Here is a 16,620-nt window from a genome sequence, read left to right on the forward strand (position 1 = left end):
AATTGCGAAATTTTCGACCTATCGTATAACAGACAGAGAATATAAGTACAGTTACTAACTTTTTCCCGGTGACACAATGAGTAATAAACGTCTTTTTGAAAAAATAGATTATAACAGTGATTCAGAGTGGGTTATGAAGGAGTTTTTTAATTCTATATATTCCCAAGGTGAATTTTTATGGGCTTTACCGCTTGTTCTAAAAAAGGACGGGTGTGGAGTTAATGAAACCTATTGTATTTTTCCAAACTTAGATGATCCCGATCCTGAAATACCATTTTGAAGGAATAATGTTCGGTGTATGGGAAGGTGAAGTTATTGTTTCTGAATCCATCGGCTTTGAATATATAAAACTAGCCTGTGAGAAATATCTTCAATTACATCCAGAAGATACAGAGCAAGTAAAATCCTTACTTGCTCAACTCCCTTAAACCAGAAAGATCCCAGTACCAAAAGCTGGGATCTTTTCTTAATACGCTTGAACAACTGCCAACTTGGGAAAAAGGTGCACTAATAGCCAAAGAGGCGGTAGAATCTGCCGATATTGGTGGCGCTATCGGCGGTAAAGCTTCGGTTGCTTCGATTATTGAGAAGAATAAACAGCCTTATCAGCCGAATCAGGGTGCTGTTGGTAATATGAATGAATTCCTGAAACAACCGGATTTTGGGAGCCAAATTAAAGGAAATACTCAAAAAACTAGTAAAATGTATGATGGGCAGAGTATTTATTCTGCAAAAAGTGACATTGATAAATATATCAAAAAAGCGATCAGATTTACTTAGATGGTGATCATAAGAATCATCTTGAAATTTTTGATAAAAGAGGAAATTTTAGAGTTGTGCTTAACTTGGATGGTTCAATTAATGATGCTAAAACTAAAGCTGCGGAGGGGAGAAAATTAAAATGATGAAAACTCTAAACAAACTTAGCTATTGTATTAATTTACTCTCACTTAGGAAAAATATCCAATCTGAGTTAAATCTGAATTTAGATATTACCGAAAAATACAAGGAATATATTTATGATTTTGAACAGGCAGTGATGTTACTTAACAGAACTATTGAAGAAAATGATCAAATAGTTATTCAATGTGCGCTGACAAGAGTTCGGATTACATCATTGAATCTGTCTAATCTATATGCAGATATTATCGACGATGTTGTATCAATAAACAGTCAGGACTTGTGGCCTGAGATTCCAGAAGATTACAAAATACCTGATCATTATAACTATCCTCGAAACAAATAACTCACAACCCCAGCCACGACTGGGGCTTATTTACCTGTCAGTTACTATTTACTTATCAGAGAAAATTATTTAAAAAGAGGGTAACAATAACATCAGATAAAACATTCAGCGATCCAATGAAAATTCAGGCGGGTGGCAAAATCATCGGCAGCGTTACCCACAGCGCCAAAGGCGTTAACAGTGGTGCCAATGCCGGGGAAATTGTGAGATCTCTGACCTCACCTAACAAAGCGCTGATTTTTTTTATCCGGCATTTTGTCAGTAATAAATAATAAGTGCGCTTTCTCAAGCGCACCTTATTTATTACTTCAATTAATCATAATACGGACTAGCTATTAATCATCGCATGCATTTCCTGTACAGAAATCACCTGCTCAGTTGGATCAGCACTCAGTGCCATTGTTGTAGCAAATCCACCATTTAATGTGGTGTCATAATGCACTTTATATTGCAGTGCACTGCGGCGAATAAGTTTGGAATCTTCAATCGCCTGACGACCCGCAGTCGTGTTTACAATATAGCTATATTCACCATTTTTGGTTCTATCCTGAATATGCGGACGCCCTTCGTGAACTTTATTCACCAGACGAGGGTTAATCCCCGCTTCACCTAGCACAACCGCAGTACCGTGAGTCGCATCCAGTTCAAAGCCCTGTTTCAGCAATTTAGCGGCCAAATCCACAACCCGGCCTTTATCACCTTCACGCACGGACAAAAGTGCTCTACCATTTTGCGGAATTCTGGCGCTACACCCCAATAGTGCCTTTGAGAAAGCTTCGGCAAATGTACGCCCAACCCCCATCACTTCGCCGGTTGACCGCATTTCAGGCCCCAGAATCGGATCCACACCTGGGAATTTGTTGAAAGGCAATACAACTTCTTTCACCGAATAGTATGGTGGAATGATCTCCTGAGTTGCATCTTGCTCAACCAGAGATTGACCAACCATCACACGAGCCGCAACTTTCGCCAGTGGTAAACCGGTCGCTTTAGAAACAAATGGCACAGTACGAGCCGCACGCGGGTTGACTTCAATCAGATAAACTTCGTCATTCTTGACAGCAAACTGGACATTCATCAAGCCACGTACACCCAATTCAAACGCCAGTTCTTCTACCTGCTGACGCATGACATCCTGGATTTCCTGACTTAGGGTGTAAGCAGGCAATGAACAAGCTGAGTCGCCGGAATGCACACCGGCCTGTTCAATATGTTCCATAATGCCGCCGATCAATACACGCTCACCGTCACAGATAGCGTCAACATCCACTTCCACTGCATCATCAAGGAAACAATCAAGCAATACTGGGGCATCATTAGAGACATTGACCGCCGTCTGGAAGTAACGACGTAGGTCAACTTCGTCATATACGATTTCCATCGCACGGCCACCCAAAACATAGGATGGACGAACCACCAACGGATAACCCAGAATATTTGCCTTCTCAACTGCCCGTTCTATCGTGGTCACTGTGGCATTTTCGGGTTGTTTCAGGCCAAGGCGATTTACCGCCTGTTTGAAACGTTCACGGTCTTCCGCACGATCAATCGCATCCGGGCTGGTACCAATAATGGGAACACCGGCAATTTCCAGTTCACGAGCTAATTTCAGCGGAGTCTGCCCACCATATTGAACAATCACCCCTTTTGGCTGCTCAACACGTACAATCTCAAGAACATCTTCCAAAGTCACCGGTTCGAAATAGAGACGGTCCGAAGTATCGTAATCTGTTGAAACGGTTTCCGGGTTACAGTTCACCATGATGGTTTCATACCCATCTTCACGCAGTGCCAAGGCCGCATGAACACAACAATAGTCGAATTCAATCCCCTGCCCAATACGATTAGGGCCACCACCCAATACCATGATTTTTGGCTTGTCACTATTCGGATTAGCCTCACACTCATCTTCATAAGTGGAATACATGTATGCAGTATCAGTCGCAAATTCTGCCGCACAGGTATCAACGCGCTTGTAAACCGGATACAGATTATATTTGTAGCGCAGTTTGCGGATCTCTTTTTCGGCCACACCGACCAGTTTCGCCAAACGTGCATCAGCAAAACCTTTACGCTTCAGATGGCGCAGGAAGTCGGCCGTCAAGCTGTTAATGCCCTGCTCTGCTACTTGCTCTTCCAATCGCACGAGTTCTTCAATTTGCACTAAGAACCAGCGATCAATATCAGTCAGGTTAAAAACACCATCAACAGACATACCCGCACGGAAAGCATCCGCGATATACCAGATACGTTCAGCACCTGCATCTTTTAATTCGCGACGAATTTTAGTCAATGCTTCTGGATCATCTAAACTGACTTTCGGGTCAAAACCGGTTGCCCCCACTTCCAAACCACGCAATGCTTTTTGCAGAGATTCTTGCTGAGTGCGACCAATCGCCATCACCTCACCAACAGATTTCATCTGGGTTGTCAGACGATCATTGGCTCCAGCAAATTTCTCGAAATTAAAGCGAGGAACTTTAGTAACTACGTAGTCGATAGAAGGTTCAAAGGAAGCTGGCGTGCGACCACCAGTGATATCATTCATCAATTCGTCAAGGGTATAGCCCACAGCCAATTTAGCGGCAATTTTAGCGATCGGGAAACCTGTCGCTTTCGAAGCCAGCGCAGAAGAGCGAGAAACGCGTGGATTCATTTCGATGATAACTAAACGGCCATTTTTTGGGTTCACCGCAAACTGTACGTTAGATCCCCCAGTTTCTACACCGATTTCACGCAATACCGCCATCGAAGCGTTACGCATGATTTGATACTCTTTATCCGTCAGCGTTTGCGCCGGAGCGACCGTGATGGAATCACCGGTGTGAATCCCCATTGCATCAAAGTTTTCAATAGAGCAGACGATAATGCAGTTATCGTTTTTATCCCGCACAACTTCCATTTCATACTCTTTCCAACCAATCAGAGATTCATCAATCAAGAGTTCGTTGGTTGGTGAAAGATCCAGGCCACGCTCACAAATTTCCTCGAATTCTTCACGGTTATAAGCAATACCGCCACCACTTCCTCCCATAGTAAAGGAAGGGCGGATAATACAAGGAAAACCGACTTGATCAGCAACTGCCAGCGCTTCTTCCATTGAATGAGCGATACCAGAACGCGGAGTTTCCAAGCCAATCTTTTTCATTGCTATATCGAAACGGCGGCGATCTTCCGCTTTGTCAATCGCATCTGCGGTAGCGCCAATCATGGTAACGCCAAACTCTTCCAGTACTCCCTGACGCTCTAGTTCTAGCGCACAGTTCAGTGCAGTTTGTCCGCCCATTGTTGGCAGAATCGCATCGGGGCGCTCTTTTTCAATGATTTTACGTACCACTTCCCAGTGGATCGGCTCAATGTAAGTGGCATCGGCCATTTCTGGATCAGTCATAATAGTAGCAGGGTTCGAGTTCACCAGAACGACACGATAACCTTCTTCCCGTAACGCTTTACAAGCTTGTGCTCCCGAGTAGTCGAATTCACAAGCCTGACCAATGACAATTGGACCCGCTCCCAGGATCAGGATACTTTTAATATCAGTACGTTTTGCCATTTTATTTTCTCCTGATTACTTGGTGTTATGACGATTATTTTTCTGACAATACTGCTCAATGAGTTCAATAAAGTGATCAAATAACGATGCAGTCTCATGTGGACCGGGGCTAGCTTCTGGATGCCCCTGGAAGCTGAATGCAGGTTTATCGGTACGATGAATCCCTTGCAACGTGCCGTCAAACAGAGATTTATGAGTAACGCGCAAATTTGACGGCAGTGATTTTTCATCCACAGCAAAGCCGTGGTTTTGTGCAGTAATCATTACAACATTACATTCAAGATCTTTCACCGGATGGTTACCACCATGATGGCCGAATTTCATTTTCATAGTTTCAGCGCCACTGGCTAACGCCAACAATTGGTGTCCAAGGCAGATACCAAAGATCGGAATCTCTGTCTCAAGCAGGGTTTTGATTGCATCGACTGCATAACCACAAGGTGCCGGATCTCCTGGCCCATTGGACAAGAAAATACCATCCGGATTCAGTTTCAGTACATCTTCCGCCGATGTCTGGGCAGGAACAACTGTCAGGCGGCAGCCACGATCCACCAGCATTCGCAAGATATTACGTTTTGCGCCAAAGTCATAAGCAACAACATGATAAGGCAGATCCTGTTCTTGCTTATCTTCCGGTAATCCCCCCGCCAACGTCCAGCTCCCCTGTAACCACGGATAAATCTGTTTAGTTGTCACCTCTTTTGCTAAATCCATCCCCTCCAGCCCCGGAAACGCTTGCGCTTTTTCCAGTGCAACCTGAGCGTCAATCTGTTTACCTGCTATAATACAACCATTCTGTGAACCCTTTTCTCTTAACAAACGTGTCAGTTTACGGGTATCGATATCTGCTATCGCAACAATATTATGACGTTTAAGGTAATCGGAAAGTGTTTCTTCGCAGCGGAAGTTACTGGTCAACAGTGGTAGATCACGAATCACTAGCCCTTGGGCCTGTACTTTTAGTGATTCTTTATCGACTGAGTTAACACCGACATTACCAATATGGGGATAAGTAAGAGTGACAATTTGGCGGGAATAGGAAGGGTCTGTGAGAATTTCTTGATATCCGGTCATCGAGGTATTGAAAACCACTTCCCCAACTGCCGCCCCTTCCGCACCTATGGCACGACCGTGGAATTGGGTTCCATCTTCCAGAACCAATATAGCTGACTTAATCAAAACACCCTCCAAAGAATAATTACTCGCAATTAGTGCATATTAATTCAGATTTATTCCTCAAAATCAATGCCAAAGCTGCTTTTTAGGCAAAATTTTGGCAAATTGCGCGCATTCTAATGATGAGAGGGAGAGTTGTCTACAAAAAATGTTACTTTTCTTATTTTTTTACACATTTCACTGAGTGAATTAATGAAATAAGACTAAAAACAGCAATAAAACTAATTTAGAAAACGGTAATCAGCATAGAAAACTTGATTCTCAGATGAAAAGTTGAAAATAATCATGAAAAGGAGAAAAAAGCAGAAAATTAAGGTTAGAAATAAGATAAAAATAGAAAAAACAAACTAAAAAGCAATGAAAATAAACAAAGAAATTAAAAATCGCACAATAAAATATTTAATTATGCGATATCAATAAGTTGTAAAAATTTTCTTTCAAAGTAAGTCGAGATTTAGCACATCTTTCATATCAAAAAGACCACTATTTTTACCACTCAGCCATAAAGCAGCCTTTACAGCGCCATTTGCAAATGTCATCCGACTGGAAGCCTTATGAGTTATCTCTACTCTCTCCCCAATATCTGCAAACATAGCGGTATGCTCGCCCACGATATCCCCTGCACGGACAGTTGCAAAACCAATACTTTTTGGATCACGTTCACCGGTATAACCTTCACGGGCATAGACAGCACACGCTTTAAGATCCCGCCCCAAAGCATGAGCAATAGATTCTCCCATTGCTAAAGCTGTTCCTGATGGAGCATCCACTTTATGGCGGTGATGTGCTTCAATAATTTCGATATCACTATACTCGCCCATCACTTTCGCTGCTTTTTCCAATAATTTAAGCACCAGATTTACACCAACACTGAAATTCGCAGCAAATACAATCGGGATATCAGCAGAAGCCTCTTTAATTGCCTGTTTACCAGCCTCATCAAAGCCAGTTGTACCGATCACTATCGCTTTACCGTTCTGGCGACAAATTTCAAGATGAGTCAACGTTCCTTCCGGACGGGTAAAATCGATAAGGATATCAAAATCATCAACGATACTTTTCAAGTCATCACAAACAGTCACACCTGTATGACCAATACCCGCCAACTCTCCGGCATCTGCGCCAATCAGAGAAGAACCGGAGCGTTCCAAAGCTGCACCAAGAGCAACACCATCTATTTGATATATGGCCTGAATCAACTGACGTCCCATACGCCCACCAGCGCCAACAATAGCAACACGAATATCTGTATCAGCCATAAGCCCTCACTATATTTAACACGATGAACAGTCAGATGAATGCTCTAAATAAAGAGTATATGCAATACTTTATTCTTATTTATCTTGATAATTTAGCTAATTTCTTTAACTTCAACACGTAACTCTTTTGGCACTTCAAATACAATATTTTCTTCTCTACCGTGTAATTCTTGGACGGAATCAGCACCAAGATATTTCAAGCGTTCAATAACTTGCTGAACTAGAATATCCGGTGCCGAAGCGCCCGCGGTTACGCCAACCAAAGAGATGCCGGTAATCCACTCTTCTTTAATATCCTCAGCAGAATCTATCAAGTAAGCAGGTTTACCAACCCGCTGAGCTAACTCAGCAAGGCGATTAGAGTTAGATGAATTCTTCGAACCCACAACCAAAACAACATCGGCGTCAGACGCCAGATCCCGTACCGCTTCCTGGCGGTTAGTCGTCGCATAGCAGATATCATCTTTACGGGGACCAACGATGTTTGGGAATCGCGCATTAAGTGCATCAATCACTTCTGAAGTATCATCAACAGATAATGTGGTTTGAGTCATAAAACACATGTTGTCTTCATCTTTGACTTTCAAGTTCCATACATCTTCCGGAGATTCAACCAGATACATTCCACCTTCCGCATTGTTGTACTGACCCATTGTACCTTCAACTTCGGGATGTCCAGCGTGACCAATCAGAATAGCTTCTTTGCCTTTGCGGCTGGCTCTTGCTACCTCCATATGGACTTTAGTCACTAGAGGACAAGTCGCATCGAACAACATTGTCAAATTGCGAGAACGTGCTTCAGCACGAATAGCCTGTGAAACACCATGTGCCGAAAAAATCAGAATCGCATCATCCGGTACTTCTGAAATTTCTTCAATAAAGATAGCACCCCGCTTGCGCAGGTTATCTACAACATAACGGTTATGCACAACTTCATGACGAACGTAGATCGGCGCACCATATAATTCCAGCGCGCGCTCTACAATACTGATAGCACGGTCAACACCAGCACAAAAACCGCGGGGGTTAGCCAGCAATATCTGCATGGTTTTCCTCCAATTGTGGATCAATTTCCAACACTTCAATTTCAAACGTGACGTTCTGATCAGCTAACGGGTGATTGAAATCAACAGTCACAGATTCTTCTGTTACAGCTTTGACTATGCCCGGCATTTCACTGCCATTCATTGCCGTAAATAACATTATAGTGCCAATTTCAGGAATACCCGTTTCAGCAAAATCACGCGGAGTAAAATATTGGATCAGATCAGGATTTGGTTTACCAAATACATTCTCACCAGCCAGAGTAAAGGTATGTTTATCTCCGTCTTTTAGCCCAGTAAGCTGCTGTTCCAAAGGTGAAGAAAGGGTTCCATCACCTAAACGAAATAATGCAGGTTTGCCCTGAGTGTGAGTGGAGTCGACAATAGAGCCATCTTGCAGTTTTAAAGTGAAGTGCAGTAAAACTGCACTATTCGCCTGCACCTGATTTGACATATTACTTATCCCACTTTGATGGTCTTTTCATCCGGGCTTAGAAAGCTATCAATGATAACCAATCCAGCCCCGATACATATCGCCATATCAGCGATATTAAAAGTTGGAAAGTGCCAATCACCGACATAAAAATCAATAAAATCGATGACAAAACCATGAACCAACCGGTCAAACAGATTACCCAATGCTCCACCAATAATCAGGGCATAAGCGATATTACTCAGTTTCTTCTTTGCACTGGCACGATACATCATCACCATCAGTACAACTGAAATAGCAACGGCAATGAATGCAAAGAACCAACGCTGCCAACCATCTTTCTCTGCAAGGAAACTAAAAGCCGCCCCAAAATTCTGGGCATAAGTCAGATTAAAATAAGGTATCAACGGAACGGATTCATACAGATGAAAGTGTTGCAACACTAGCTGCTTACTACCCAGATCCAAAATCAATACCACAACAACTAACCAAAGCCAGCGAAGGCCGGTGGAGCAAATGGGTTTATTCATCAGGCAAACTTACGCTCTTCGCCGTTACCGGCAACATTAGTTACACAGCGGCCACAAAGTTCTGCATGTTCCGCCACCAATCCCACATCTTTAGCGTAATGCCAGCAACGAGGACATTTTTCGCCATCCGCTTTGCGGAAAGCAATTTTCAGACTACCGATTTCGCTTTGTTGCGCATCTTCACCAGCCTGCTCATAATCTGCAACAACAACCTGAGATGTTAGCAGAACAAAACGCAATTCATCTCCGAGGCTATTCAGTTTATCCGCCAATTCATTATCGGCGTACAGCGTCACCGCGGCTTCCAGTGAACTACGGATATGTTTGTCTGCGCGTGCCTGCTCCAGCACTTTGTTAACCTCACCACGCACAGCCAACAAATCAGCCCAGAAAACATCATTCATTGGTTCGCCTGCGGCCAGACCAAACAAACCGTCGTACCACTCTTCGGTAAATACATATTGAGCACGTTTGCCACCAGGCAACTCATTCCAAACTTCATCAGCAGTAAAGGAGAGGATAGGCACCATCCAGCGAACCAATGCTTCCGCAATATGATACAGCGCAGTCTGACAACTGCGACGAGCCAAACTATCGCTCTTAGCAGTGTATTGACGGTCTTTAATGATATCGAGATAGAACGATCCCATCTCCACGGAACAGAATTGCATCATACGTTGAACAACGGTGTGGAAATCATATCTATCGTAACATTTGGTAATGTCCGCTTGCGCCGCTTGAGCACGCCCCACAGCCCAACGATCCAACACAGCCATCTCTTCTGGTTTAACCCTATGCTGTTCAGGATCGAAACCATTCAGGTTTGCCAGCAGGAAACGCGCCGTGTTACGGATACGACGATATGCATCAGCAGAGCGTTTCAAAATCTCATCGGATACCGCAATTTCACCGGTGTAATCGGTAGAAGCAACCCATAGACGCAGAATATCTGCCCCTAATTTATCCATGACATCCTGCGGACTGATGGTATTACCGATAGATTTAGACATCTTACGGCCCTGACCATCCACAGTGAAACCATGCGTTAACACCTGACGGTAAGGTGCTTTACCTTTTATTGCCGTTGAGATCATCAGGGAAGACATAAACCAGCCACGGTGCTGATCTGAACCTTCAAGATAGATATCCGCAGCGTTACCCTGGAATTCAGGGCGGGCATCAACCACCGATGCGTGAGTTGATCCCGAATCGAACCAGACATCCAACGTATCAAAAATTTTGACATAGTTAGCCGCATCATCACCTAACAGTTCGGCTGGCTCCAGATCCCACCACGCCTGAATACCGTCAACTTCAACACGTTTTGCAACTTCTTCCATCAATTCGATAGTACGTGGATGAAGCTCTTCCGTCTCTTTATGGACAAAAAGAGACATCGGCGTACCCCAAGTACGTTGACGTGAAATACACCAGTCAGGGCGATTTTCAACCATTGCCTCAATACGGGCCTGACCCCAACCCGGAATCCACTCAACCCCTTTGATCTCCTGCAACGATTGTTTACGCAGACCATTTTGCTCCATGCTGACAAACCACTGCGGCGTGGCACGGAAAATGATAGGTGTCTTATGGCGCCAGCAGCAAGGATAACTGTGCTGTAATTTTTCCAAATGCAACAACGCATTGTTTTCACTCAGGATATTCAGCACAACATCATTCGCTTTAAAGACAAACACACCATCCAGAGAAGGATAAGTACCGGGCAGGTAGCAACCATTAGGGCCAACCGGGTTTGCAACTTCCAAGCCATATTTCTGACCAAGAACAAAGTCGTCCGGGCCGTGACCTGGGGCCGTATGCACAGCACCGGTACCCGCATCCAAAGTCACGTGATCACCCAGTACAACCGGTGAATCAAAACCCATAAATGGATGTTTAAAGCGCAATAACTCCAACGCAGCACCCGCACAATTCCCTAGCACTGTCCACGAAGTTATACCCGCGCGCTGCATCACACTTTCTACCAAATCAGCAGCCAGGATCAGGCATTCACCCTCAATCTGTACTAATTGATAGCTAAATTCAGCATGCAAAGCGATCGCTCGGTTAGCCGGCAACGTCCACGGCGTGGTTGTCCAGATAACCAGAGAGACCGGTTGATCTGCTACCTGCACACCAAATTTCTCACAAACGGCAACTGCATCAACCGCATTAAAACGCACATCAATCGATGGAGAAGTTTTGTCGTAATACTCAACTTCTGCTTCGGCCAGTGACGAACGACAATCAGTACACCAGTGAACAGGCTTGGCACCTTTCAACAAATGACCATTAGCGATAATACGGCTCAATGCGCGAATAATGTCGGCTTCGGTCTTAAAGTCCATCGTCAAATATGGACGTTCCCAGTCACCTAATATGCCCAGACGGATAAAGTCTTTCTTCTGACCTTCAATTTGCTCTTTAGCATATTTGCGGCACTCGGCACGAAATTCAGCGGCGGAAAATTTTTCCCCCGGCTTACCAATAATCTGCTCAACCTTAAGCTCAATGGGTAAACCGTGGCAATCCCAACCAGGGATATATGGCGAATCATATCCCGCCATTCCTTTGGATTTAATAATAATATCTTTGAGAATCTTATTGACTGAGTGACCAATATGAATACTGCCATTCGCGTAAGGAGGGCCATCATGCAGAATAAATGTTTTTTTACCGGCTTTTGCTTTACGAATTACTTGATACAACCCATCTTTGTACCAACGTTTTAACATATCTGGTTCGCGCTTTGCTAAATCTCCGCGCATTGGAAACCCTGTTTCTGGCAGATTCAGGGTGTTTTTATAGTCACTCATTCGATTCTCAATTCCAATTTTCCGCTAGATACATGACACAGGTAGCTGCTTAAAAAATTCCTTCGCAGCAACCAAATCATTCGCAATTTGCTGCTTGAGTGCATCAAGGGAAGCAAACCGCTGTTCATTACGCAATTTTTTACGTAACACCACATCAATATAACGCCCATAGAGATCCATTTGGGTATCAATTAGATGTACTTCAAGTTGTTGACCCTGACCAGAGACTGTTGGACGTGTACCAATATTGGCAACACCCGGTAAAGGCTGGTCTCCCAAACCATAGACTTCAACAACATAAACGCCGTGTACCGGAACCACTAATCGTTTTAACGGCAAATTTGCTGTTGGAAAACCAATAGTGCTCCCTAGTCGCTTACCATGAACGACCCGGCCACAAATGCTGTATGGATGTCCCAATAATGTTTCGGCTAATACCAAATCATCATCTTGCAGTGCTTGACGGATAGCTGTGCTGCTAATCCGTAAACCATCATCACAAAAACTTTCACTGCTGGTCACATCAAAGCCGTATGTCTCACCGGCTCGCTGCAAAAAGGCAAAATCACCACTGCGAGATTGACCAAAACGAAAGTCGTCTCCTACAGCGAGAAACTTAACACCCAATTTTTCCACCAGCAACCGTGAAACAAAGGCTTCTGGCGTATTTGCCGCAAAATTTCTATCAAATTTCACGCATAATAAATAATCCACTCCACATTGGGCGAGATATTTGGCTTTATCCCTTAATCTCGTTAGACGCGCAGGAGCATTACCCTTAGCAAAAAACTCCAAAGGTTGTGGTTCAAAAATCATGACCATTACTGGTAATCCCAGACGCTGCCCTTCGTGTTTTAAGTGTTTCAGTAGTGCCTGATGACCTCTGTGGACACCATCAAAATTACCAATCGTCAACACGCAACCGCGGTGACATGTCCGGATATTACGTATACCGCGAATTAGCTCCATAGCTGGCTCAATACCCTGGAAATTACCAAATTATACCTTGTACAAAGCTCAAGGTTAACCCACCATCATAAGATGATTTAAATCAATAGCCCTGATTCATACAACAAAAACGAGCAGGAATCCCGAAAAATATTCATTTTATTTCTATCTGGACTATTCAATGAGATTTTTATTGTGAAAGACTGTATTCCCACCAAGTAAACTGATAAAATCCTGCGCCATCACAACGAAACAAGTTGCCGCGGTACAACGGCGCTTATTTGCACAAATCCATTGACAAAAGAAGGTTGAACAGGCATATTCCTCGGCCTTTGAATTGTCCTCGATAGAATATATTTGGGAGTTGGACCTTGGCTAATATCAAATCAGCTAAGAAACGCGCCATACAGTCTGAAAAACGTCGTCAGCATAACGCTAGCCGTCGTTCTATGGTGCGTACCTTTATCAAGAAGGTATATGCTGCTATCGCTACCGGCGATAAAGAAGCTGCGCAGAAAGCATTTCATGACATGCAACCTATTGTCGATCGTCACGCCTGTAAGGGTCTGATCCACAAAAACAAAGCAGCACGTCATAAATCTAATCTGACGGCGCAAATCAACGCAATGTAATAATTTGCGTTTGGGTTACTGAAAAACCGGCCTGCGCCGGTTTTTTTGTGTCTGCAGTTACTATCAATTATTTTTTAAGTACGCTTCTTAGATAGCACATTAAACAACGCAGAAAAATCTTTATTACATACCCTTTGAACAGCCGGGTGTTGAATCATTCGCTCAGCAAAAATCACATAATACTCTTCCTGCACGGCATCCAACCGACCAATCTCGGCAATATCATTATCTGTAAAAATATCATTGGTATACAAAGATGGCGCCACGAAAATCGCATTATGATACATACCAAACGCTTTCATTAACGCGGCATCATCAAACTCACCTAGTACTTCAACCTGAAGATTTTTATTACGTATCCAAGTCAACAATTTACGCCCCAACATAGAGCGACGCCCTGGAACCAATAAGCGACGTTCCTCCAAACATTCCGGGAAAGGTTTTTCCGGGATAGGTTGTCGGCAGAAGAAACTCACATCACATTCACCCAGTTTTACCGAGAACAGCCCTTCCTGTTGGGAAGAATCCACCGGGCAATCAGACAATATCATATCGAGTTTGTGCTGGCTGAGTTGTTCCAGCAACAACTCATGGGTTGATTCAAAACAACGTAGATGAATCTGCTCATGTTCCACAACCGCCGTTTTTAATACCTGGCTAACCAGACGTTTGGACAGTGCATCAGCAACACCAACATCAAATAAAAGATTAGATTCACGGCTGTAGTTAACGATATCCAACATCTCCTGGCTTAGCATAAACATCTTATCCGCATAGCGGAAGATAAGCTGTCCTAGCTCTGATGGCACTAATCCCCTGCCCTGACGTTTGAACAGTTTCCCTCCCAGACGCTCCTCCAGCGCTTTTATCTGTCCTGTGATCGTTTGAGGTGTTAGATAAAGCGCTTCTGCCGCCCCAACCACTGATCCTTCCTTGCAAACATGCCAGAAATAATAGAGATGATTAAAATTCAGATGTGACACCCGCATACGTTTTTCCTTATGTATCGCTTACGTCTGGTAGACAACGCCAGCCATACATTACTAATCCACCGTCTCCCGGTGATTTTCTGTTTTTTCACTACATAAAGTATCCGCGATACAATTTTAGTTGTTGTACCGCAAATACAAAAATGATGAGTCAGTCCAGAAATTTTCTCTAAAATGTAGAACTTCATTTGGCTAAGTTAATGAATTTATCCCCACTCTGCCATCACTTTTTCTTTGGTAAGACCATTCGTAACAAGCCATACCCCATAAACGCAGCGATGGTTGAACCTATCAGAATGCCAAGACGGGAATAGACACTGAAAGATTCATCCGCTCCTTCAAAAGCCAATCCTGAAATAAAGATAGACATAGTAAAACCGATTCCACAAAGAACAGAGACCGCAAATATCTGTTTAAGATTAATCTGCTGTGGCAATTTAGCAAATCCGATCTTAATAGCAATATAGCTAAAAAGAAAAATGCCCAATGGCTTACCAAGAAACAGAGCCACAGCAATACCTAACGGTAACATATCGGTCAAACCATTTAACGTAACGCCATTCAGGGCTACGCCTGCATTGGCAAATGCAAATAATGGCAAAATAAGATACGCCACCCAAGGATGCAAACCGTGCTCAAGTAATTCAGATGGTGAATGACCATTCTGACCACGCAGAGGAATCAGAAAACCAACAATGACGCCAGCTAGTGTTGCATGAACACCCGATTTCAAGATGCAAACCCAAAGGATAGTGCCAACAGCCAGATAAGCCGATGTTTTTTCGACACCACGCCAATTCATCCAAACCAGCAAAGCAATCATTGCCGCTGACAATCCAAGCGCCACAAGAGAAACCGTTTTGGTATAAAACAGAGCGATAATCACAATAACGCCCAGATCATCAATAATCGCGAGTGCCAACAAGAAAACCTTGAGTTCTATTGGCACCCGCTTAGACAGTAGCGCCATCACCCCCAAGGCAAAAGCAATATCGGTTGCCGCAGGAATAGCCCACCCTTGACGGGTAAATTCATCATTGCCATTAAATAACAGATATATCAGTGCCGGAGCGACCATACCTCCTATCGCCGCTATTACCGGAAATATTGCCTTATCACGCCCCGCTAAAGAACCTTCCAGCAATTCCCGCTTGACTTCCAGACCAACAATCAAAAAGAAGACAGCCATTAAGCCGTCATTAATCCATAACAATAAAGGCTTATTGATCTCCAGTGCAGCGAATTGCACTACCATCGAAATATTAAGAAATTGCTGATAAATACCCTGTAATGGCGAGTTTGCCATTATCAGCGCAATAATGGCAGCAATGATAAGAAGGAGCCCTCCAGCCGCTTCTAATTTCAGGAATTGACGAATAATTGCTGTCACGATGATTAACCTCTGAAACTGATCGAGCTTAAATGGTACTCTAGCTATGGTTTCGAAAAAAATCGATTTTATAACCAGAATAATTCGATATAACCGATCTATTGATGATCTACATCTCAATAAAATAGATTATCAATCAGAGGAAATCGTTAAGTGGAGCGTGCCTATTTATTTTACATTAGCACCAATTTCCCGCATCTTAGCCAAAATGCGGTTTAAATCATCTTCTGATAGTGTTAACTGTGCTGCTATATATACCCTTCATCTTTCAAGCTGCTGCTTTGTTGGCAGCTTTCACTCACCCCAGTCACATAGTTATCTATGCTCCTAGGGATTCGTTCACTTGCCGCCGCGCTGCAACTCGAAATCTATTAGGTATAGAATAGAATGTGCGGAGAAATAACACGTGGCATTTTCCCGCCCGTGTATTTTCTCCATTGATTGTTACCGGAAACTCCCGCTAAATCGGCCATTTGTTCTCCCGTGAAACCTAATTCTTCTTTGAGTTTAATGAGATCTTCTGTAGTAGGAGGAGAATAATTGCCGATCAGTCGCATAAGTATTCCAGAACAAAGCCCCTTACGGGGCCAATTAATTAAATGAAT

17 protein-coding genes are annotated in these 16,620 nt (G+C 43.5%); 6 read left to right on the top strand and 11 right to left on the bottom strand.

The genetic code is table 11. From position 1 onward, the window contains the following. Positions 1–76: 76 nt before the first annotated feature. From cdiI (ACGF5R_RS01635) to ACGF5R_RS01655, 5 genes are all read left to right on the top strand, one after another. On the top strand, positions 77–280 hold the full coding sequence (gene cdiI, locus ACGF5R_RS01635) for a ribonuclease toxin immunity protein CdiI (RefSeq protein WP_255566853.1): 204 nt from the start codon (positions 77–79) through the stop codon (positions 278–280). A 7-nt stretch (positions 281–287) separates the two neighbouring features. After that, positions 288–428, top strand: coding sequence for a ribonuclease toxin immunity protein CdiI (cdiI, locus tag ACGF5R_RS01640; RefSeq protein ID WP_255566851.1), 141 nt, complete (start codon positions 288–290; stop codon positions 426–428). Continuing rightward, entirely contained in the window at positions 412–780 is a 369-nt protein-coding gene (locus tag ACGF5R_RS01645) for a hypothetical protein (protein WP_387689408.1), read from the top strand. Before cdiI (ACGF5R_RS01640) ends, ACGF5R_RS01645 begins: the two co-directional genes overlap by 17 nt. A gap of 121 nt (positions 781–901) precedes the next feature. Continuing rightward, on the top strand, positions 902–1,246 hold the full coding sequence (locus tag ACGF5R_RS01650; RefSeq protein WP_387689411.1) for a hypothetical protein: 345 nt from the start codon (positions 902–904) through the stop codon (positions 1,244–1,246). Between the two features lie 116 nt (positions 1,247–1,362). Beyond that, positions 1,363–1,518, top strand: a complete 156-nt coding sequence (locus ACGF5R_RS01655) for a hypothetical protein (protein WP_387689414.1) — start codon at positions 1,363–1,365, stop codon at positions 1,516–1,518. Between the two features lie 56 nt (positions 1,519–1,574). Here the strand turns inward: ACGF5R_RS01655 and carB are convergent, their stop codons facing one another. The 8 genes from carB to ribF form a co-directional block, all read right to left on the bottom strand. After that, on the bottom strand, positions 1,575–4,799 hold the full coding sequence (gene carB, locus ACGF5R_RS01660) for a carbamoyl-phosphate synthase large subunit (protein ID WP_387689417.1): 3,225 nt from the start codon (positions 4,797–4,799) through the stop codon (positions 1,575–1,577). Between the two features lie 15 nt (positions 4,800–4,814). Beyond that, positions 4,815–5,978: a glutamine-hydrolyzing carbamoyl-phosphate synthase small subunit gene (carA, locus tag ACGF5R_RS01665; RefSeq protein ID WP_387689420.1), complete on the bottom strand. Its 1,164-nt coding sequence runs from the start codon at positions 5,976–5,978 to the stop codon at positions 4,815–4,817. A gap of 434 nt (positions 5,979–6,412) precedes the next feature. Next, the gene (gene dapB / locus ACGF5R_RS01670; protein WP_262980978.1) at positions 6,413–7,234 is read right to left on the bottom strand and encodes a 4-hydroxy-tetrahydrodipicolinate reductase; all 822 of its coding nucleotides are present in this window, start codon (positions 7,232–7,234) and stop codon (positions 6,413–6,415) included. A 92-nt stretch (positions 7,235–7,326) separates the two neighbouring features. Further along, positions 7,327–8,280 carry a 4-hydroxy-3-methylbut-2-enyl diphosphate reductase gene (gene ispH, locus ACGF5R_RS01675; RefSeq protein ID WP_112876445.1) on the bottom strand — a complete coding sequence of 318 codons (954 nt, stop codon included), beginning with the start codon at positions 8,278–8,280 and terminating at the stop codon, positions 7,327–7,329. Then, the gene (fkpB, locus tag ACGF5R_RS01680) at positions 8,261–8,731 is read right to left on the bottom strand and encodes an FKBP-type peptidyl-prolyl cis-trans isomerase (RefSeq protein ID WP_112876444.1); all 471 of its coding nucleotides are present in this window, start codon (positions 8,729–8,731) and stop codon (positions 8,261–8,263) included. The genes ispH and fkpB overlap by 20 nt, the downstream gene beginning before the upstream one ends. A 5-nt stretch (positions 8,732–8,736) precedes the next feature. Further along, positions 8,737–9,240: a signal peptidase II gene (lspA, locus tag ACGF5R_RS01685; RefSeq protein WP_011144971.1), complete on the bottom strand. Its 504-nt coding sequence runs from the start codon at positions 9,238–9,240 to the stop codon at positions 8,737–8,739. Beyond that, positions 9,240–12,056, bottom strand: coding sequence for an isoleucine--tRNA ligase (gene ileS / locus ACGF5R_RS01690; protein ID WP_387689424.1), 2,817 nt, complete (start codon positions 12,054–12,056; stop codon positions 9,240–9,242). The genes lspA and ileS overlap by 1 nt, the downstream gene beginning before the upstream one ends. A 24-nt stretch (positions 12,057–12,080) precedes the next feature. Further along, complete coding sequence (gene ribF / locus ACGF5R_RS01695; RefSeq protein WP_112876442.1) at positions 12,081–13,025, bottom strand: bifunctional riboflavin kinase/FAD synthetase; 945 nt, start codon at positions 13,023–13,025, stop codon at positions 12,081–12,083. A 350-nt stretch (positions 13,026–13,375) separates the two neighbouring features. Here ribF and rpsT point away from each other — a divergent pair, with 350 nt between their 5' ends. Next, a complete protein-coding gene (gene rpsT / locus ACGF5R_RS01700) occupies positions 13,376–13,636 on the top strand; it encodes a 30S ribosomal protein S20 (protein WP_112876441.1) in 261 nt (86 codons plus the stop codon). Positions 13,637–13,710: 74 nt separating this feature from the next. On the opposite strand, the gene nhaR is transcribed toward rpsT, so the two are convergent. From nhaR to ACGF5R_RS01715, 3 genes are all read right to left on the bottom strand, one after another. Further along, entirely contained in the window at positions 13,711–14,625 is a 915-nt protein-coding gene (gene nhaR / locus ACGF5R_RS01705; RefSeq protein WP_112876440.1) for a transcriptional activator NhaR, read from the bottom strand. 223 nt (positions 14,626–14,848) lie between these two features. Further along, on the bottom strand, positions 14,849–16,015 hold the full coding sequence (gene nhaA, locus ACGF5R_RS01710) for a Na+/H+ antiporter NhaA (RefSeq protein WP_387689427.1): 1,167 nt from the start codon (positions 16,013–16,015) through the stop codon (positions 14,849–14,851). 371 nt (positions 16,016–16,386) lie between these two features. Then, on the bottom strand, positions 16,387–16,572 hold the full coding sequence (locus tag ACGF5R_RS01715; protein WP_192880979.1) for a hypothetical protein: 186 nt from the start codon (positions 16,570–16,572) through the stop codon (positions 16,387–16,389). Between the last annotated feature and the right edge of the window lie 48 nt (positions 16,573–16,620).

The sequence above is a fragment of the Photorhabdus sp. RM71S genome (genome assembly GCF_042879355.1).
Taxonomy (GTDB): domain Bacteria; phylum Pseudomonadota; class Gammaproteobacteria; order Enterobacterales; family Enterobacteriaceae; genus Photorhabdus; species Photorhabdus kayaii.